The sequence below is a fragment of the Bacillus sp. AK25 genome (assembly GCF_048270685.1).
Classification (GTDB): Bacteria; Bacillota; Bacilli; order Bacillales; family Bacillaceae; genus Bacillus; species Bacillus altitudinis.
In genome coordinates, this window is sequence record NZ_JBLUWC010000001.1 from 155,678 (window position 1) to 174,915 (window position 19,238).

Sequence of the window (19,238 nt, forward strand, 5' to 3'; positions counted from 1 at the left end):
GGAGGACGAGGAAATGGCTTTAGGGGATATTCCTTTTTTGCAGTACCTCGGTAATGCTGTTGATATTCTCGTTGTTTGGTATGTGATATATAAATTAATGATGGTCATCCGCGGAACAAAAGCGGTTCAGCTTTTAAAGGGAATTGTCGTCATTGTTCTCGTCAGGATGGGAAGTGCGTATCTCGGTCTTAACACACTTCAATGGCTGATGGATCAAGCGATTACGTGGGGGTTCCTTGCGATCATTATTATTTTTCAGCCAGAGCTAAGGAGAGCGCTTGAGCAGCTTGGGCGCGGCCGTTTCTTCTCTAGAAGCGGAACACCTGTAGAGGAACAGCAGCAGAAAACGATCGAGGCAATTACAAAAGCAATTAACTATATGGCAAAACGAAGAATAGGCGCGCTAATAACGATTGAGCGCGATACTGGAATGAATGATTACATAGAGACCGGAATTCCTTTAAATGCAAAGGTCAGTTCTGAGCTGCTGATTAATATCTTCATTCCGAATACACCGCTTCATGACGGCGCTGTGATTATGAAGCGTGATGAGATTGCAGCTGCAGCGTGTTATTTACCGCTGTCTGAAAGTCCTTTTATCTCTAAGGAGCTCGGTACACGTCACCGCGCGGCAGTTGGTATTAGTGAAGTAACGGACAGTTTAACCGTCATCGTCTCCGAGGAGACAGGCGGCATTAGTGTCGCAAGAAATGGTGATCTCCATCGAGAATTGACAGAAGAAGCGCTTGAAGAAATGCTGATTGCTGAGTTTAGTAAGAACAGCAAAGATGCTTCCTCGACCAAATGGTATTGGAGGGGCAAGAAAAATGGATAAGATTTTGAATAATCGCTGGGCCGTTAAGTTTCTTGCATTGGTCTTCGCTTTATTGCTGTATGGTGCAGTTAATTCAGCGCAAGCGCCCACGCCGAAAAAAATCGGTGAATCCTTTTTCCCAACATCGACAACAGACGAAGCAACCTTAACGGACATTCCTGTTAAAGCATATTATGACGACGAAAAGTATGTAGTCACTGGTGTGCCGCAGACAGTCAATGTCACGATTAAAGGATCAACTAGTGCTGTGAAAACAGCAAGACAAACGAAAAATTTTGAAATTTACGCAGATATGCAAAACCTGACGACAGGTACACATAAAGTCGAATTGAAGGCAAGAGATGTATCGAAAGGAATCACGTTAACGATTAATCCGTCTGTGACGACTGTGACGATACAAGAAAAAACGACAGCTGAATTCCCTGTTGAAACGGAATTTTATAATCAAAATAAAATCAAAGACGGCTATTCACCAGAGCAGCCTATTGTGAATCCGAAAAATGTCACGGTTACTGGCTCAAAAGACGTGATCGACAAAATTTCTGTCATTAAAGCATTTGTGAACTTAGAGGATGTCGATCAGCAAATTGAGAAAGAAGCGAAGCTCACTGTGTATGATAGCAGTGGGAATGAGCTACCAGTCGAAGTGAGTCCGTCTGTGGTAGATATTACGGTCCCGATTACGAGTCCAAGCAAGAAAGTTCCGTTTAAGATTGAGCGGACGGGCAGCTTGCCAGATGGGATCAGTATCTCAAGCATCGAGACAAGCCCAAGTGAGGTGACAGTCTACGGTTCTCAAAAGGTGCTGGATGCACTTGATTTTATTGACGGCGTTAAGCTCGACCTAAGCAAGATTAAAGATGATACAGAGATTGATGCCGACATTCCACTGCCAGATGGTGTGAAAAAGGTATCGCCTGAAACTGTTAAGATCAAAGTGAAGGTTGCAACAGCTGAAGAAAAAAAGATCGATAATGTCCCAATTTCTGTCGTGGGTCTGAGCAAGGATCTTAGCTCTGCATTTGTGAGTCCGTCTTCAGGGCGTCTCACACTAACAGCAAAAGGTTCAAAGAGTGCAATCGATAAACTAAAGGCTTCAGATATTGAAGCCTATATCAATGTCGGGGACTTAAACGAAGGAACACATGAGGTCAAAGTACAAGTGAATGGCCCTCAAAATGTGACATGGACTTTATCTAGATCGAAGGTCAAAGTGAAACTGACTTCTACTGATACAGAAGATCAGCCGGCTTCTACGAATGATCGGAAAGATCAATCATCCGATGATGATCAGGAAGAGAAGAGTCAAAAGGAATCTACACAAGATAAAGCAAAAAAAGAATCAAGTCAAAGACAGCGGGTCAAAGAAGATAACAAAGAGGACGCAGCGTCCTCTTGAATGGTAAAAAAGGAGCGATTGAAACATGGGCAAGTACTTTGGAACTGATGGTGTAAGGGGTGTGGCTAATAGCGAATTAACGCCAGAGCTCGCATTTAAAATTGGGAGATTTGGCGGCTATGTGCTCACGAAGGATAAAGAACGTCCAAAGGTACTCGTTGGACGAGACACGCGTGTATCTGGTCATATGTTAGAAGGAGCACTCGTAGCAGGCTTACTTTCAATTGGGGCTGAAGTCATGCGTTTAGGTGTGATCTCAACACCTGGTGTGTCTTATTTAACGAAGGCAATGGATGCAGAAGCAGGTGTCATGATTTCAGCTTCGCATAACCCAGTTCAAGACAACGGAATTAAATTTTTCGGTGGTGATGGTTTTAAACTGTCAGATGAACAGGAAAATGAAATTGAGCAGCTAATGGATCAGCCAGTTGATGAATTGCCACGTCCAGTGGGAGCCGATCTTGGAACCGTGAATGACTACTTTGAAGGCGGTCAGAAGTACTTGCAATTCTTGAAGCAGACAGCGGACGAGGATTTCACAGGCATTCACGTAGCGCTTGATTGTGCACATGGTGCAACATCTTCTCTTGCAACACATTTATTTGCAGATTTAGATGCAGATGTGTCAACAATGGGAACATCACCAAACGGATTGAATATCAACGATGGCGTAGGTTCTACTCATCCAGAGGCACTTTCTGCTTTTGTGAAAGAAAAAGGAGCCGATATTGGTCTTGCGTTTGATGGCGACGGCGACCGCTTAATTGCAGTCGATGAAAAAGGTGATATTGTAGACGGCGATCAAATTATGTACATATGCGCACGTTATCTAAAGGGTGAAGGCCGATTAAAGGATGACACGGTCGTGTCAACGGTCATGAGTAACCTTGGTTTCTATAAAGCGCTTGAGAAGCAAGGCATTAAGAGCATTCAAACCGCTGTTGGTGACCGCTATGTGGTCGAAGCGATGAAAAAGGATGGCTATAATGTCGGAGGCGAGCAGTCAGGCCACTTGATTTTCCTTGATTATAATACGACAGGTGACGGCATGCTTTCAGCGATCATGCTGGTGAATACACTCAAAGCAACAGGAAAAACATTGTCAGAGCTTGCAGCTGAAATGGAGAAATTCCCGCAACTTCTAGTGAATGTGAAGGTATCTGATAAATATAAAGTGGAAGAAAATGAAAAAGTAAAAGCTGTGATCCAAGAGGTTGAAAAAGAGATGAACGGTGACGGACGCATCCTGGTTCGTCCATCTGGAACAGAGCCGCTTGTACGTGTCATGGCAGAGGCGAAAACAAAAGAGTTGTGTGATGAATACGTGGCTCGCATTACGGCTGTTGTCAAAGAAGAAATGGGTATTGAGTAATTGATCAAAGCAAATCGCAAAGTAGCGGTTTGCTTTTTTTTCGAATAAACGTCATAAGAGGAAAGTTCTATACGAATCATATAAGCGAGGGCAATTTGCTGTTTGCTTTCATACATAAGAGAGCACATCAAAGGTAGAACGTGACAAGCCTCATCGCATATAGTGTAGGGAGGTCTCACTTTCTCACATGAAAGGGATCACCCGCTAAATTGTGATTGACGGAGGTCAGACCTTATAGTACAATCATCCTTGTGTTACTGGATTTTTATTCTAGCAGGAAAGGCAGGGTAGATGTTCAGCCACTCTTATAATTATAGCGCCCGAACTAAGCGATCGAACGAGACAGATGCTTAGTTGACGAGGATGGAGGTTATCGAATTTTTCGGCGGATGCCTCCCGGCTGATCAAATATAGAGATCACAGCCGTAAGTGTTTCTTTAAAGCAAAGAGGTGACTCTTTGTACAAAGGGAATACACATGATCTCCCAAAATAAACATGTAGAGAGGGACGAAGAAATGTCCCTTCTATTTTAGTAGGCTTTCTTTGTCCCTTTCACATGATCGGGAGGAAGAATATTTATGTGTGGAATCGTAGGTTATATTGGTCAGAATGATGCGAAGGAAATCTTATTAAAAGGTTTAGAGAAGCTTGAGTACCGTGGGTATGACTCAGCAGGTATCGCTGTGGCAAACGAAGATGGCGTGCATGTGTTTAAAGAAAAAGGACGTATCGCTGAGCTTCGTGAAGTCGTTGATGCAAACGTGGCATCTTCAGCAGGAATTGGACATACACGTTGGGCAACACACGGTGTACCAAGCCATCTAAATGCGCATCCGCATCAAAGTGCTTCTGGCCGTTTTACGCTTGTTCATAACGGTGTCATCGAGAACTATGTACAATTGACACGCGAATATTTACAAGACGTCACACTAAAAAGCGACACAGATACAGAGGTTGTTGTTCAAGTCATCGAACAATTTGTGAATAGAGGTCTTGATACAGAGGAAGCTTTCCGTCAAACGCTTCTTCAACTAAAAGGCTCTTACGCAATTGCCCTTTTCGATAACGAAAACAAAGAAACAATCTATGTGGCGAAAAACAAAAGTCCATTATTGGTTGGTTTCGGCGAAGATTTCAACGTTGTGGCTTCTGACGCAATGGCGATGCTTCAAGTAACAAACGAATATGCGGAATTAATGGATAAAGAAATGGTCATTGTTACTAAAGACGAGGTTATTATTAAAAACCTTGACGGTGATATCATGACACGTCCTTCTTATATCGCTGAGCTAGATGCAAGCGACATTGAGAAAGGCACATATCCTCACTACATGTTAAAAGAAACGGATGAACAGCCGCTAGTGATGCGCAAAATCATCCAAGAATATCAAGACGAAAACGGCAAGCTGTCAGTCGCTGGCGATATCGCAAGCGCAGTAGCAGAAGCAGACCGCATTTATATTGTGGCTTGCGGAACGAGCTACCATGCTGGACTTGTCGGTAAACAATATATTGAAGACTGGGCGAAAGTACCTGTAGAAGTTCATGTAGCAAGTGAATTCTCTTACAACATGCCGCTTCTATCGAAAAAACCGTTGTTCATCTTCCTTTCTCAATCTGGGGAGACTGCGGACAGCCGTGCTGTACTTGTTCAAGTCAAAGAACTTGGTCATAAAGCATTAACGATCACAAACGTACCAGGATCTACGCTTTCTCGTGAAGCAGACTTCACATTGCTTCTTCATGCAGGACCAGAAATCGCAGTGGCTTCAACAAAAGCTTACACAGCGCAAATCGCTGTTCTTGCGATCCTTGCATCTGTTGCAGCTGAATTAAATGGTCAATCTCTTGACTTTGATCTTGTGAAAGAGCTTGGGATTGTGGCAAACGCAATGGAAGCCCTTGTCGATCAAAAGGATGAAATGGAACAAATCGCTCGTGACTTCTTCACAGTGACACGTAACGCATTCTTTATCGGAAGAGGACTTGACTACTATGTGTGCCTTGAAGGTTCACTCAAACTAAAAGAGATCTCTTACATCCAAGCAGAAGGCTTTGCTGGCGGAGAACTCAAACACGGCACGATTGCTTTAATTGAAGAAGGCACACCGGTCATTGCCCTTGCCACGCAAGAGCACGTGAACCTCAGCATTCGCGGTAACGTCAAAGAAGTCGTTGCACGCGGCGCAAACCCATGTGTCATCTCACTAAAAGGCCTAGAAGACGAAGGCGACCGTTTCGTCCTTCCAGCTGTACACCCAGCACTTGCACCACTTGCATCTGTTGTTCCATTACAGCTAATCGCTTACTACGCAGCCCTTCACCGCGGGTGTGATGTGGATAAACCACGTAACCTTGCGAAGAGTGTGACGGTGGAGTAGGGATGATGTTTATAGTATTAAAATGAAAATAAAGTTGCACCCCTATACCCCTTTGGATATGATATTCTAAGGGGTTGTTTTTATTTCAAAAATAGCGATTTATGTTTATCACAGGGTGAAGAATTTAGTATTGTTGTGTACCTATGTTTGAGTGAGCTTTAAAATTTGTTTAGGTTTTATGAACATCTTAAAAATGTGGTTAACTTTGAAATAAATAGTAATAGGTGAATTCTTTTTAGATTTAAATTGTAATTATGTTCAGGAACATAATGCATTTGAAATACTTCAAACAAATAGTGATAGATAACTAAAATAACATATTTAAAAGGCAAGGTTTAAGGCTACACTGAAAACAGTTTTGAAATAAGTGTATCTAACAATAAGGTGCAAATAAATTACATATACAAGTGATTTAAGGAATTTAAATATAATAGATATTAATACTCGAGGTGAATAGGTCTATTCATCTTTTTATAATATAAATTTAAAAGGGGAAGTAAATGAACAAAAAGTGTCAAGTTTTTACACCTATAGAGATTGTTGTAGAAATGTTAGATAGAGTAGGGTATATTTCAGATTTATGTGGAAAGAAGGTAATTGAAAACGCTTGTGGAGATGGTAATATATTGATAGAGGTTGTTAGGAGGTATATAGAGGATTGTTTAGAAAGAAGTTTTCTGTTAGAAGAAATAAAAAGTGGATTAGAATTAGATATATTTGGGGTTGAAATAGATCCAACTCAACAAATTAGTTGTATAGAAAATTTAAACTCTATGGCTGCGAATTATGGTATATATAATGTTTCGTGGAATATCTTAAATAATGACATATTAAAGACAGAACTAGACATGAAGTTTGATTATGTAATTGGAAATCCTCCTTATATTAATTATAGAGATTTGGATGCAGACACAAGAGTTTTTATCAGAGAAAATTTCAAATCATGCTCAAAAGGAAAGTTTGATTATTGTTATGCTTTTATTGAGGCTAGCTTAAATAGTTTAACTGATAAAGGAAAAATGGCATATCTTATTCCAAGTAGCATATTTAAAAATGTATTTGCTCAAAAATTAAGAGATATGATGCTCCATGATTTATCCAAAATATATGATTTTACAGTACAAAATATATTTCATAATGCACTAATTTCATCAGCAATACTAATTTTTGATAAAGAAATAGTATGTAATGATGTTGAATATTTTGATATCGAAAAAGTTAAATCAATAAGAATAAATAAAAGAAATTTAACTGGAAAATGGGTTTTTTCTGAGGTGGGAGAAGATGAAGCTCGATTAGAAAAATATAAATTTAGTGATTTTTTTACTGCTTCAATTAGCATTGCAACATTATTAAACGAGGCATTTGTAATAAGAGATTTTGAAACACAGAGGGAATATATTAAAGTTAGAGATTTAAAACTAGAAAAAGAGGTACTACGTGAAGCAGTCAGTCCCCGTGGGCTAAATTATAATCGAAATGAGCTAATCATATTTCCTTATTTTTATTCAAATGGAGAATTACATAGATATTCTCTGGATACATTTCAAAAAAAATTTCCAAAGACAACACGATATTTAGAGATATTTAAAGATAAGTTGCTTAGAAGGAACTCCGATAAAAATGTAAAGTGGTATGAATATGGAAGAACCCAAGCACTTGCACATTTGAACCAAGAAAAACTTCTAACCTCTACTATTGTAACAAAAAAAGTAAAGATTTATGAGTTGAATAAAGAATGTATTCCATACTCAGGCATTTATATCGTATCTAAAGGTGATTTAAATTTAAACATAGCTAAGAGATTACTAGAAAGTGAGTCATTTTATCAATATGTTAAATCTATTGGAATTAATGCTAGTGGTAGCTCATTAAGAATTACTGCTCGAGATATTAATAATTTTGAGTTTTTTAGACAGGAGGTGCTGTAATAATGGAGAAAATGAAATATAAAATTTCTTCACGAGCAACTATATTATTAGGACGTGAAAGTGTTGCAAAGGTAGATGGGGCAATCATTGAACTGGTAAAAAACACTTATGATGCAGATGCTACACTATGTTTTTTATGTTTTGATATTGAAAGAGATTGTATTTATATTTTGGATAATGGGGTTGGTATGACAAAAGATATAATAGAAAATTGTTGGATGATGATCGGAACTGATAATAAAAGAGAAAATTATAAGTCAGTTAAAAATAGAATTAAATCAGGTGAAAAGGGAATTGGGAGATTTGCTTTAGATCGTCTGGGTAGTAAATGTGAGATGCTAACGAAAAATACTAACGAAAAATTAATTCTTTGGAAAAATGACTGGTCTAAATTCGAAGAAAGCGGAAAAACCATTGATGAAATAGAAGCGGAATTCGACTATTTAGATTTAAATTTTAGTGATGTTATACCAAAAGAGATATTAGAAAATATTTATGACTTAGAAAAACAATTGAATATTAAATATAATTTAGAAACTGGAACAATTTTAAAGATTAGCGACTTAAGAGATAATTGGACTATTGAAAATATAGAGGCTTTATTTGATTTTCTTGGATTTTTAATACCTCCATCAGAACAAAAAGAGTATGTTATTTGTGTACAAAAACCTCTAGAAAAAGGGTATGTTGTTATAGAGAATCCAGTTTCTGATGAATTTGATTATAGAATAGAGGCAGATTTTAACGGAGAAAATTTTAAACTTTCTTTATATAGAAATGAGTATGATTTAAATAAAATTCCGGAGGAACTTTTTAAGTTAGAAGAGTTTCAAGTTGAGCCTTATAGAAAAGAAGATTTCAAAGTAAAGAAAATTTTTATTGAGAAGTCTATTTCCCAACTATTAAAAATTAGTGATGTAAAAGAAATTGAAAAAGTTAAACAAGTTGGCCCATTTAAGTTTGAGTATACATTTATGAAACTAGGGATGACTAGAAAGGATAAAAAAGAGTTCTTTTATAAAGAAATAGGTAACAACAGGAATAAATGGATGGAATTACATAATGGGATAAAGATTTATAGAGATAATTTTCTAGTCAGGCCTTATGGAGATCAAAAATCTGACTCTTTTGATTGGCTCGGAATAGATGCGAAAAGAGCAACTAACCCTGCAGCTATCGGAGATCCTTCTGGGCGTTGGCATGTTCGTAATAAACAAGGGCAAGGAACAATATTTATTTCAAGAGTAAGGAATAGCAAAATTTTAGATAAGTCCAGCCGTGAAGGATTAATAGAAAACGAGTATTTTGCTCTTTTTAAAGAAATGATATTAAGCATTATATCTTTGTTTGAGAAAGACCGAGCATATATAGCTAGAAATATTAAGAAGTATAATGACATCATAAATCAAAAGGATGCAACAAAGAAAGAAGCTAATAAGATTGCCAAAGAAATAATTGAAAAACATCAACAGTCAGAAATAGACAATGAGAAGAAAACCACTGATATTCCCCCTATAATAGAGAAAAAGACAGAAACTCTTGCCAAAGCAGTTGAATATTATCGTGAAGAAAGAGTTGAATTAATATCAGAAAATAAATTGTTACGTGAATTGGCTACAAACGGACTTATTACAACATCCATTGTGCACGATTTAAAAACAATAAGGGCAAATTTAACTAATAGAGTTGAAGTGATTAGAGGAAGTATTGATAAAAATCCTTATTTATTAGAAAGAAGTTTGAAGGATTTAGAGAAATCTGATGAATTTTTAAAGTCGTGGATAAGTGTTATCATTAATCAAAAGAAAGACAGAAGAAAAAGAACTAAGAGAAATCTTAGTGAAACTATAAAATCAATTGTTAAATTAATAGACCCTATTTTAAATCAAAAAAATATTACTGTGAGAATAAAAACTCCTGAAGATGAAATATATAAAAAGATCTTTTTGTCAGATTTTGAAAGTATTGTTTATAATTTAATAATTAATTCTATTGAATCTTTTGAAAAGAAAAGCCCTAAAGAAAGAAATATTACTATTGAATTGAAAAGATTAGAAAAGGAATTTTTTTTGGTATATACTGACAATGGAAAAGGTTTAGATGAAATGTTTAATGACCCTAATGAGGTTTTTAATTATGGAGTAACAAGTAAATGCGATAGGAATGGTGTGAAAATTGGCACAGGTTTAGGTATGTACATTGTAGCGTCTACTCTTAGAGAATACGATGCTAAGTATAAAATCATAGAAAGAAAAAATGGTTTTGGATTAGAAATGATATTTAAAATTTGAAAGGGGCAAAAAATGGATATTTTTAAAGTGGGAATAATAGATGATGATCCTTCTAAAATAACTCAAATAATGTATAGATTGACTATTGGTTTTGAAAACGCAAATTCTGAGAAACGAGCAAAATATTCAAATATAATTATTAAACCTATTGAAATAGAAATTGACCAGGATATTGAAAATACAGTAAACAATATAATCGAAGAAAGTATAGACGGGTTATTAGTTGATTATAAATTGTCTTCTTATAAGAATGTGGATTATTCTGGGGTAGATATCGCAGAAGAGTTAGAGAAAATTAAGTATGACTTTCCGATTTTTGTACTTACTTCTTATGAGGATGATCTCTTTATAAATGAAATTTTTAATGCTTATCAAGTTTTTGATTTTGATAGATATCTAAATGAAGATACTGAGAGAATTGAACTTAATTTTAAAGTTATAGAACAAATTTTGAAAACAAAAAAACAACAAAAAAAATGGGAAGATGAAATATTAAATTTATTACCTAATGTAGGGACTAAAGCTGAAATTGATAGTAGATTAATAAATTTAGATGATAAACTTGAAAAATCCTTAAATGGGAAAAATTCCATACCAGGAAAAATAAAAAAAGAGCTACAGTCTGACAAAATATCAGAGCTGTTAAATAAGTTGGATGAGATTTTAGAGAAGGAGTAACGAAATTTGTTAAATATTCATCTAGTAAAGCCAAAAAGAAATTTTACAGGGGAACAATGGAAAACTAATAGTTCAAATAAAAAGAGATTGGCAAAAGATTTTAATAGTAGGTGTGGATATTGTGATGATTTAGATATGTATAGTGGGGGATATAATGTTTATCATGTAGAGCATTTCGCTCCAAAGGAAAAATTTAAAGAACTCCAATACACATATGATAATTTATTATATAGCTGTCCATATTGCAATATATCAAAATCTAATAAATGGGTTGGTTCTACATCTGTTGAAAATATATTGGGAGAAGAGGGTTTTATAGATCCATGTGATAAAGAGTATGATAAACATTTAAAGAGAACTCATGATGGGAAAATCGTTTACTTGACACCTTTGGGGTTATATATGTATAAAGAGCTAAAATTATATTTACAAAGACATGACATACTATATAATTTAGAAAGAATAAGATTAAAAAGAAATGAATTAAAAGAAAAAATTGAATTAAAGAAAAATAATGGTCAGAATTATGATAAGTTAGAATATGTATATAAAGAATTATGTGTTATTTTTTGTGAATATTATGACTTGATTTTTGAAGATGATCTAATACATAGCTAATTTAAGATGATCAACCTTTTCTATAAAAGAATTAAATATAGTTCAAACTAAAGTCTATTTAATTCGATTCTCATTTGTCAAAAGCATGAACTTTTCTTTGTATAAAATCGATGTTTGTAGCACCTTTTTAAACCTTTATTCAAAACTTATATTTGATACCTCTTTAGATAAAGGGGTACTTGTGTTTAAAAATATCCGGGAAATTATTCAATTGATCGAACGCTGTCCATTTATTAATGGTACAATATATGTTTTTAAAAATATAGATCGTTTTTTAAGGGGAGATGTTATTTTTATTCGAAACTTAAAAAGTGTTTTTTTCTTAACGGTTATATCTTATTGTTTATTAGCTCTTATTTAATAATTGGCGGTCCTGGATCAAGCGGGGGACCAATTGGTGTATTCCTTAGATTTTGTATCGTTCAATTTTTAAAATATGAGGAGGATAAAAAGGAAGAGCAAAGTTTTATATCATCGTTTTAAAAATGGAGTTAAGTATATTAAAAGCACCTTAAGTAATACAGTTTAAATATTTAACGAAGAAAGAGAGCAGATACATGACCAAACCTAAAATCTACACAATGAGCTTTGCAAAAGTCTATCCTCTCTACATCGCAAAGGCAGAGAGAAAGGGACGAACGAAGGCTGAGGTTGATACGATCATTTGTTGGTTAACGGGGTACAGCCCCGCAGAGTTACAGGAGCAGTTGGACAAGCAGATAGACATTGAAACCTTTTTTGCTGAGGCTCCTGAGCTTCATCCTTCCCGCAGCTTAATTAAAGGAGTCATCTGTGGTGTTCGAGTAGAGGACATTGAGGAAGAAACCATGAAAAATATTCGGTATCTAGATAAGCTAATTGATGAGTTACAAGGGAAAGAAAATAGAAAAGATTTTGCGAGATTCGTCATGAACATCACAAGCAAGCCCAGTGAAGGAACCCTCACTGGGCTTTTTTATATTTATAGACCATTCGACCAATAAAAATAAAATCCATTTGAACGAATTCTCTCTTCATGTCGTCAAAAGAAGTAATACCAAAACAAATTGACGTTTGAAAAGGGAGTGGCGTGGATGGATATGAAGATGATTTTACCTCTTATTTTTCTGCAAGCGATTTTAATGGTGATTGGTTTGTTTGATTTGTTGAAAAGAGATCCATCGAGGATTAGGGGAGAAGTGAAGTGGGTTTGGGCTTTGGTGATTGTATTTGTGGCGAGTGCTGGTCCTATTGCGTATTTCATTTTTGGTCGTAAACAATCTTAGTAGGGGGGATTCGCTTGAATATGTTGGAGTGTCAAGGCCTGACGAAATCGTATGGACGGCATGAAGTGTTAAAAGATGTCTCGTTTTCTGTTGGGGAGGTTGGATGTGTTGGCTTTTTAGGAGCCAATGGAGCGGGAAAGACAACGACGATCCGGATTTTGACGGGGCTTGCTCGTCCTACGTCTGGCATTGTGAAGGTGGCAGGTTTTGATGTCACAAAGGACATGGATCAAATCAGTCAGGTGATTGGGTACTGTCCGCAGCATCCTGCATTTTATCAAGATATGACGGGGCAGGAGTGGATGCATTGGGTTGGCGGGTTATTTCATTTAGAGAAAAACACCATTCGTTCTAAAACAGAGGAACTGTTGAAGCTTTGCCGTGTGTATGAGGCGAAGGATCGTGTAATTGGCAGCTATAGTGGAGGCATGAAGCAGAGACTTGCTATTGCGCAGGCACTGATCAACAGCCCGAAGGTTCTGATCTTGGATGAACCTGTGTCTGCACTTGATCCCATGGGGAGAAAAGACATCCTGACTTTGATTGAGCGTCTAAAGCATGAGATGCTGATCTTTATGTCGACCCATATTTTAGATGACATTGAACGTGTGGCTGATCATATTATCATGATCAACAGCGGCAAAATTGAAATGTCCTCTTCGATGAAACAGATCAAAGAAGACTATATCCAGCCAGTGATTGAATTTCAATTAGAACAACAGAATACGAAACTAGTGGCTTTGTTAAAGGAGCGGGATTGGGTGGAGGAATGTATTGAGAGAGGAGACACTTATCAGGTGCGAGTCAAAGATCAACATACGGCATTGAAGGAGCTGCCGAGTCTCATCACTGAAACTGGCGGTGTTCTTCTCCAATATCGATTATCTCAGCTGACGCTTGAAGATATTTTCATGAAGGTTGTGACGGCATGATGATGTTGAAAAAGGAATTTAGGGAGTTATTCACTAGTTATAAAATCTTATTTGTGCCGATCATTTTTACGATTTTAATGATTACACAGCCTATTACGCTCAAAATACTGCCGGATCTTTTGTCGAAATCAGCGAATTTACCTGAAGGGTCTACATTTTATATACCAGAGCCTAGTGCTGGAGAGGCTTTAGCCAGTGCATTGAGTAAATTTGATTCACTCGGCGTGTTTATCCTCATTATGATCGTGATGGGGACGATTGCTGGAGAGCGTGGCTCTGGGGTGACGGCGATGATTATGGTGAAACCGATCAGTCGAATGAGTTATTATGCCTCAAAAATATGTGCCTATGCCTGTTTAACGTTGTTTAGTTTGATAGTGGCGGTGCTTGCTTCCGTTTATTATGTGGACATCCAATTTGGGCATGTGGATTGGGGCGATGTGTTAAAAGGAACGCTTTTGTATTATCCGAACCTACTGCTCATTGTAGTATCGACCATTTGTGCATCGGCGTTCTTTAAGCGTTCAGTGACTGCGGGCGGCGTTTCCCTTTTGATCAACCTCATCCTGTTTACCGTTCCTTCGTTTTATGAGGATACATTAGGGAAGTTTGCACCTAAAGGCGTCACAAGTGCGGCTGAGGAGATGATTCATAGAGGGACTTATTCAGATCAGGCACTTACTAGCTTTCTAGGTGTATCGGTATTGATTGGTTTCTTTTTTCTCATCGGATGGTTTCTTTTTAGAAAACAAGAATTATAGCATGATGTACCCTTTGGATATGAAAATCTAAAGGGTTTTTTATGTATTTAGTAAGTAAAAAATAAGACATAAATACATATTATCATGATTTAAATGTTGAAATAATATATACTTAGTATATAATTACTCCGTAAAGGGATGGGAGGAGTTTGCAGATGATTCAGATCGAGAATGTGAAGAAGGAATTTTTTCAAGGCCAGGAGCGGACTGAGGTGTTGAGGGGCGTTGATTTGACGGTAGAAGAAGGGGAGTTTGTAGCGGTGATGGGACCGAGTGGTTCTGGAAAAAGTACATTACTTCAGCTGTTAGGCGGGCTTGATCTGCCTACTGATGGAGAGATTTTGATAGATGAGCATCAGTTGAGTGAGATGAATGAGAAAGAGAGAACGATTTTTCGCAGAAAACAGATTGGGTTTGTGTTTCAAAATTATCAGCTGCTGCCTACGTTAACTGTCGAAGAAAATGTGGCGTTTCCGCTGCATGCAGATGGACGTTTAACAAAGGAGAATCAACAGACGGTTGTAGAGCTGTTAGAGGCTGTTGGCTTGAATGGACTTGGGCGGAAACGGGCTAGTTTGCTGAGCGGCGGTCAGCAGCAGCGTGTAGCGATTGCAAGAGCTCTAGTCAATCAGCCGTCAGTGCTGTTAGCAGATGAGCCGACGGGGAACTTGGACCGGCATAGAGCGGAGGATATTTTGGCGTTAATGTGCAAGTTCAATCGAGAAAGCAAGCAGACGATTATCATGGTGACGCATGATATTTTCGCAGCAGGATTTGCGGATCGAATCATCCTTTTTAAAGACGGTGTTATTGATCAAGTGATCTCTAGAAAGGATGATGATTATGCTCAGTATGTGGCGAATTTCATGGCGTAACATGATTCAGCATAAAAAGCGGTTCGCCATTTCTGTCTTAGGCATCATGGTGGGAATTGCTTTTGTCACGTCGATGCTCATTGCCGATCGAACGACAAATGATGTGTTTCATTACTATGAGCAAATGTATGTCGCTGATGCAGATTATTGGGTGTTGAGTGATGATCATACGTATGATGAGGAACAGATCTCCTCCATTTTAAAGCATCCTGATGTGACAGGATCATTGTTAGCACTGGATAAACAGACGTTTTTTGAGGTAGAAGGTGATCACTCTCTTAACCAACGGGCAGTGCGCATTACCGGAGTACAAGATCAAACGAGCTCTTTACTGAAGCTGCCTGTGATTGAAGGGCGCTTGGATAATCAGGGGTTGGTCATACCAGATGTTGTGGCAAAGCTGCTGAATAAAAAAGTGGGAGATACCATTCGTTTTTCTGGTTTGGGCGAAGCGAAGGTATCTGCCATTGTGGAATATACACAGCTGCTTTCAAGTCCGAGTGACTGGAAGAGTGCAGAATCATCGAGTTTTCGTGTGATGGCGCCGCTTGATTTATTGAGAGAATGGACGGGACTCGATCATCAACTTTCTTATATGAGATTTCAGACGAATGATGGCGGAGAGCAGCTCTTTCAATCTTTACAGAAAGAGTTCAAGGATGCCGATGTTTTTGTCCAGCCTGTGGTGGCGGATGACCGGCAAAGTAATGACATTGGCGGGTTGTACACGTTCTTTTACCTCATCGCAGGGCTGTCGATGTTTATGAGCGGTTTTATCGTGTTTAATATGATTTATACGAGTGTGATGGAACGGAAAAAGGAATTTGCGATTATGAAGAGCTTTGGTTATACGCAGGGCTCTGTTTCTAAGCTGATGTTGATTGAGGTTTTGATCTTGGCATGTATTGGAACAGCCATTGGGGTGCCGATTGGCGTTTGGCTTGGAGATGTGTTCATGCAAACACTGCTTGGTGTGTTCGCTTTTGATATGGTGTATTCGTTAAATTGGCAAGTGCCTGTTGTAATAGCAGTGATCATTGGTATTGTGTTCCCTGTGCTGTTTTCGTTATTTCCGATCTATCATGCAGGGAAAACGTCTGTGCTGCTGACTTTAAAATCCACTACCCAAACTTCTACACCGAAAAAACAATCGGTCATTAGAGCGGTGATAGGGATAGGCTTGCTTTCATTTGTATGGGTGGATCATCCGGCTGCTTATCTTGCCATTTTAGCCAGCATGGTTCTGTTATTCCCATTTTTCCTGCTCTTTTTGAACCGGTTGTTGGCGCCTCTTTTGAAGCTGGTTTTTGGCTATCCAGGTCATCTATCAGCGCAGCATGTCACGCAGCAACTGAATCGAAATGCCAATACGGCGGCGATTCTAGCTGTTGGGATTGCTGTGATCTTGCTTTTAAGTGCGGTCATTGAATCGGCTCCAGATGGCTATGAAAAAGAGATCCGTCAAACGTACGGCGGTGATCTCAGGGTTACCTCTGAAGCGCCATGGACGAAAGCGGATCAAGAAAAGCTGTCATCCTATGAGTCTGTTGAGCGGGTGGAACCGATGATGGAAGCGGCTCCTTTGACATGGGAAACGGCCCATGGAGAGAAAAGACAATTTTCTATCATCGGTGTGGATGAGAAAGGACCTTCTTTTATAGAAGGTGACAATAAAGGCGATTTGTATCAACGATTATCAGAAACGCCTTCTATCGTGTTAGGAGAGCGTGCGTTTGATGAATGGGGTGGGCGTATTGGAGAGAGTGTGTATCTCAATGCACCTTCTGGCCGGCAGCAGTTACAAGTCATTGATGTGGTCAAGACTTCTCATCATTCGGGTTATGTGGCATTTGTCGATCAGACATTTTTACAAGAGGATTTAGGGTGGACGCAGCCCCTTGATATCCTGCTTACGTTAAAAGACAAAGGTGCCGGTGAGACTTTACGAGATCAGCTATGGGAAGACTTTGGGCAGCGGCTTTCAAAGGTGAAAACAATAGAGGATGAGATTGAATCAACGACATCGGCTTTAACTGGTATGAACGAGTTAATTTCTATGATGCTCATTTTCATTATTGGGCTCGCGAGCATTGGAACAGCCAATACTCTGCTGATGAACACGCTTGAACGCACATCTGAGATTGGCACCATGCGGGCGCTTGGGCTGACAAAGCAGCAGGTGAGAAAAATGATCGTCGGAGAAGGTGTGCTCATTGGGTTATCAGGTGTGATTGGCGGCATTTTATTTGGTGTGATTCTTCTATATGTCTCAAGCCAATCTGATTGGCTCAGTGGATTTGTTTCATTTCAGCTGCCATTTGTGCATGTGTTGCTGGCAGTGATCGCAGGAATTGCACTCAGTTTAGCGGCTTCATGGATTTCTAGTGCGACAGCGAGTAAAATAGAGATGATATCATCTCTCAAAGAAGGTTAAATCATATGTCAGTGAAATACGGAATTTTAACATCGCTCTGTCAGCAGCAACATCATGGATATGAATTAAAGCTAGAGCTGGAGTCATTGCTCGGAATAAAAGGAAAAATCAACCCTGGTCAAATCTACACGACGCTTGATCGGTTAATTCGTGATCAATTGGTGACAGCAGTGGGAATAGATGACCAAGATCGAAAGCTGTACGACGTGACGGAAGAAGGCAGACAAGAGCTGGAATCATGGCTGTTGGCACCTGTTCCATATCATGCTGCAAAGGATGATTTTCACTTTAAATGGGGCTGTGCACGGAAAATCAGATTTCATCAAGAAAAAGAAATGCTTCAGCAGCAGAAAGCCGTCATCATGAAAGATGTGATGGAACTCACGAAGCTGAAAACGGAATGTCTTGTGCAAGGTGATGAGAGTCGGTACTTATTGATTTCTGGCACGCTGCTTCATTTAGAGGCGGATTTGAATTGGATTCATCAAATTGAGCATCGGAGCGGGTCATCATTTTAGAGAGGTCTTTCTTTTGAAGAAAGGTCTTTTTTTTGGCTTCGTTTGGAGCATATGCAGATAGGATGGGAAGAAAGTTTGGTATGATAGGTGGAAATTGATTGTATTTTCAGAAAAGGGGTTTGATCAATGAAAACATCACGTAATCCTGAGACCATTCATGCGCCAGTTGCACCGTACATCCATCAAATAGAGACAACAGGGCCGCAGCGGTGGTTAACCTTATCAGGGCAAGTGGGGATGGAAGTCGATGGAACCATCCCAGCGAGCCCGATGGAGCAGCTCGAACTAGCGTTAGAGAATGTGAAACGCAATGTAGAAGCGGCAGATATGAAAGTAGAAGATATAACGAAGCTTGTGTTTTATTTGGTAGGTGAGTTTGATGCTGAGAATAGAAAACGAATCATGGGTCAGTTTTTAGGAGATCACCTGCCTTGTATGACGATGATTTATGTGGTGGCTTTGGCTTCACCTGCTTTAAAGGTCGAGGTGGATGCATGGGCTTGTCGGGATATGGACTTGGTTTAATGATTATCTTGATGAGGTAGATAATGAAAAATTTTTGCATAAGGGAAGTATGGGCTAAAAGATTGGATTTTCATATCCAATCTTTTTTATATTTAGTTCTCTCTAATTTATTGATATAAAAACCTTTTAAGTATATTTTTAGAATATTTTACACAATTCCCCTTACTTCGACATTTTTCATATGGTAATATCAGGGTGCATAGCGATTGGGTCTATTGACACTATGCAAATTTTGAGAGGAGGTTTTACTTATGACAAGAAACCAAAAAGAATGGGAATCTGTGAGTAAAAAAAGCCTTAAGCGTCCAGGTGGTACTTCAATTGTTAAGGCGGCTGGATGTATGGGGTGCTGGGCCTCAAAAAGTATTGCAATGACACGAGTTTGTGCACTGCCACATCCTGCAATGAGAGCTATTTAATGA

Annotated in this window: 16 protein-coding genes and 1 pseudogene; all 17 read left to right on the plus strand. The window is 38.4% G+C overall.

Features of this window, described 5'->3' with window-relative positions; translation table 11 throughout:
* The first annotated feature begins 13 nt into the window (after positions 1-13).
* The 17 genes and pseudogenes from cdaA (at position 14) to skfA (ending at position 19,235) form a co-directional block, all read left to right on the plus strand.
* On the plus strand, positions 14-835 hold the full coding sequence (cdaA, locus tag ACNO7B_RS00945; protein ID WP_060780693.1) for a diadenylate cyclase CdaA: 822 nt from the start codon (positions 14-16) through the stop codon (positions 833-835).
* Complete coding sequence (locus ACNO7B_RS00950) at positions 828-2,234, plus strand: YbbR-like domain-containing protein (protein WP_035704327.1); 1,407 nt, start codon at positions 828-830, stop codon at positions 2,232-2,234. Before cdaA ends, ACNO7B_RS00950 begins: the two co-directional genes overlap by 8 nt.
* 25 nt (positions 2,235-2,259) lie before the next feature.
* Complete coding sequence (glmM, locus tag ACNO7B_RS00955; protein ID WP_007498543.1) at positions 2,260-3,606, plus strand: phosphoglucosamine mutase; 1,347 nt, start codon at positions 2,260-2,262, stop codon at positions 3,604-3,606.
* Between the two features lie 579 nt (positions 3,607-4,185).
* Complete coding sequence (gene glmS / locus ACNO7B_RS00960; protein WP_007498541.1) at positions 4,186-5,988, plus strand: glutamine--fructose-6-phosphate transaminase (isomerizing); 1,803 nt, start codon at positions 4,186-4,188, stop codon at positions 5,986-5,988.
* A 500-nt stretch (positions 5,989-6,488) separates the two neighbouring features.
* On the plus strand, positions 6,489-7,919 hold the full coding sequence (locus ACNO7B_RS00965; protein ID WP_249855964.1) for an Eco57I restriction-modification methylase domain-containing protein: 1,431 nt from the start codon (positions 6,489-6,491) through the stop codon (positions 7,917-7,919).
* A gap of 2 nt (positions 7,920-7,921) precedes the next feature.
* Complete coding sequence (locus ACNO7B_RS00970; RefSeq protein ID WP_249855963.1) at positions 7,922-10,210, plus strand: sensor histidine kinase; 2,289 nt, start codon at positions 7,922-7,924, stop codon at positions 10,208-10,210.
* 12 nt (positions 10,211-10,222) lie between these two features.
* The gene (locus ACNO7B_RS00975) at positions 10,223-10,888 is read left to right on the plus strand and encodes a hypothetical protein (protein ID WP_249855962.1); all 666 of its coding nucleotides are present in this window, start codon (positions 10,223-10,225) and stop codon (positions 10,886-10,888) included.
* A 6-nt stretch (positions 10,889-10,894) separates the two neighbouring features.
* On the plus strand, positions 10,895-11,506 hold the full coding sequence (locus tag ACNO7B_RS00980) for an HNH endonuclease (RefSeq protein WP_249855961.1): 612 nt from the start codon (positions 10,895-10,897) through the stop codon (positions 11,504-11,506).
* A 557-nt stretch (positions 11,507-12,063) separates the two neighbouring features.
* Positions 12,064-12,418 (plus strand): annotated as a pseudogene (locus tag ACNO7B_RS00985) (DUF2200 domain-containing protein).
* A 161-nt stretch (positions 12,419-12,579) separates the two neighbouring features.
* Complete coding sequence (locus ACNO7B_RS00990; protein WP_025206634.1) at positions 12,580-12,771, plus strand: PLD nuclease N-terminal domain-containing protein; 192 nt, start codon at positions 12,580-12,582, stop codon at positions 12,769-12,771.
* Between the two features lie 14 nt (positions 12,772-12,785).
* The gene (locus ACNO7B_RS00995; protein ID WP_417901046.1) at positions 12,786-13,703 is read left to right on the plus strand and encodes an ABC transporter ATP-binding protein; all 918 of its coding nucleotides are present in this window, start codon (positions 12,786-12,788) and stop codon (positions 13,701-13,703) included.
* Positions 13,700-14,464 carry an ABC transporter permease gene (locus ACNO7B_RS01000; RefSeq protein WP_417901047.1) on the plus strand — a complete coding sequence of 255 codons (765 nt, stop codon included), beginning with the start codon at positions 13,700-13,702 and terminating at the stop codon, positions 14,462-14,464. Before ACNO7B_RS00995 ends, ACNO7B_RS01000 begins: the two co-directional genes overlap by 4 nt.
* Positions 14,465-14,619: 155 nt before the next feature.
* On the plus strand, positions 14,620-15,339 hold the full coding sequence (locus ACNO7B_RS01005; protein ID WP_008343922.1) for an ABC transporter ATP-binding protein: 720 nt from the start codon (positions 14,620-14,622) through the stop codon (positions 15,337-15,339).
* The gene (locus ACNO7B_RS01010) at positions 15,308-17,773 is read left to right on the plus strand and encodes an FtsX-like permease family protein (RefSeq protein ID WP_417901048.1); all 2,466 of its coding nucleotides are present in this window, start codon (positions 15,308-15,310) and stop codon (positions 17,771-17,773) included. The genes ACNO7B_RS01005 and ACNO7B_RS01010 overlap by 32 nt, the downstream gene beginning before the upstream one ends.
* A gap of 5 nt (positions 17,774-17,778) precedes the next feature.
* Positions 17,779-18,291, plus strand: a complete 513-nt coding sequence (locus ACNO7B_RS01015) for a PadR family transcriptional regulator (RefSeq protein ID WP_007498534.1) — start codon at positions 17,779-17,781, stop codon at positions 18,289-18,291.
* A 126-nt stretch (positions 18,292-18,417) separates the two neighbouring features.
* Positions 18,418-18,816, plus strand: a complete 399-nt coding sequence (locus tag ACNO7B_RS01020) for a RidA family protein (RefSeq protein ID WP_417901049.1) — start codon at positions 18,418-18,420, stop codon at positions 18,814-18,816.
* Between the two features lie 251 nt (positions 18,817-19,067).
* Entirely contained in the window at positions 19,068-19,235 is a 168-nt protein-coding gene (gene skfA, locus ACNO7B_RS01025; RefSeq protein WP_017366484.1) for a sporulation killing factor, read from the plus strand.
* Positions 19,236-19,238: the final 3 nt, after the last annotated feature.

Excerpts from the sequence above, each read along its gene's own strand:
- cdaA (WP_060780693.1), top strand. The coding sequence starts at position 14 with ATGGCTTTAGGGGATATTCCTTTTTTGCAGTACCTCGGTAATGCTGTT.
- ACNO7B_RS00950 (WP_035704327.1), top strand. The coding sequence starts at position 828 with ATGGATAAGATTTTGAATAATCGCTGGGCCGTTAAGTTTCTTGCATTG.
- glmM (WP_007498543.1), top strand. The coding sequence starts at position 2,260 with ATGGGCAAGTACTTTGGAACTGATGGTGTAAGGGGTGTGGCTAATAGC.
- glmS (WP_007498541.1), top strand. The coding sequence starts at position 4,186 with ATGTGTGGAATCGTAGGTTATATTGGTCAGAATGATGCGAAGGAAATC.
- ACNO7B_RS00965 (WP_249855964.1), top strand. The coding sequence starts at position 6,489 with ATGAACAAAAAGTGTCAAGTTTTTACACCTATAGAGATTGTTGTAGAA.
- ACNO7B_RS00970 (WP_249855963.1), top strand. The coding sequence starts at position 7,922 with ATGGAGAAAATGAAATATAAAATTTCTTCACGAGCAACTATATTATTA.
- ACNO7B_RS00975 (WP_249855962.1), top strand. The coding sequence starts at position 10,223 with ATGGATATTTTTAAAGTGGGAATAATAGATGATGATCCTTCTAAAATA.
- ACNO7B_RS00990 (WP_025206634.1), top strand. The coding sequence starts at position 12,580 with ATGGATATGAAGATGATTTTACCTCTTATTTTTCTGCAAGCGATTTTA.
- ACNO7B_RS01000 (WP_417901047.1), top strand. The coding sequence starts at position 13,700 with ATGATGATGTTGAAAAAGGAATTTAGGGAGTTATTCACTAGTTATAAA.
- ACNO7B_RS01005 (WP_008343922.1), top strand. The coding sequence starts at position 14,620 with ATGATTCAGATCGAGAATGTGAAGAAGGAATTTTTTCAAGGCCAGGAG.
- ACNO7B_RS01010 (WP_417901048.1), top strand. The coding sequence starts at position 15,308 with ATGCTCAGTATGTGGCGAATTTCATGGCGTAACATGATTCAGCATAAA.
- ACNO7B_RS01015 (WP_007498534.1), top strand. The coding sequence starts at position 17,779 with ATGTCAGTGAAATACGGAATTTTAACATCGCTCTGTCAGCAGCAACAT.
- ACNO7B_RS01020 (WP_417901049.1), top strand. The coding sequence starts at position 18,418 with ATGAAAACATCACGTAATCCTGAGACCATTCATGCGCCAGTTGCACCG.
- skfA (WP_017366484.1), top strand. The coding sequence starts at position 19,068 with ATGACAAGAAACCAAAAAGAATGGGAATCTGTGAGTAAAAAAAGCCTT.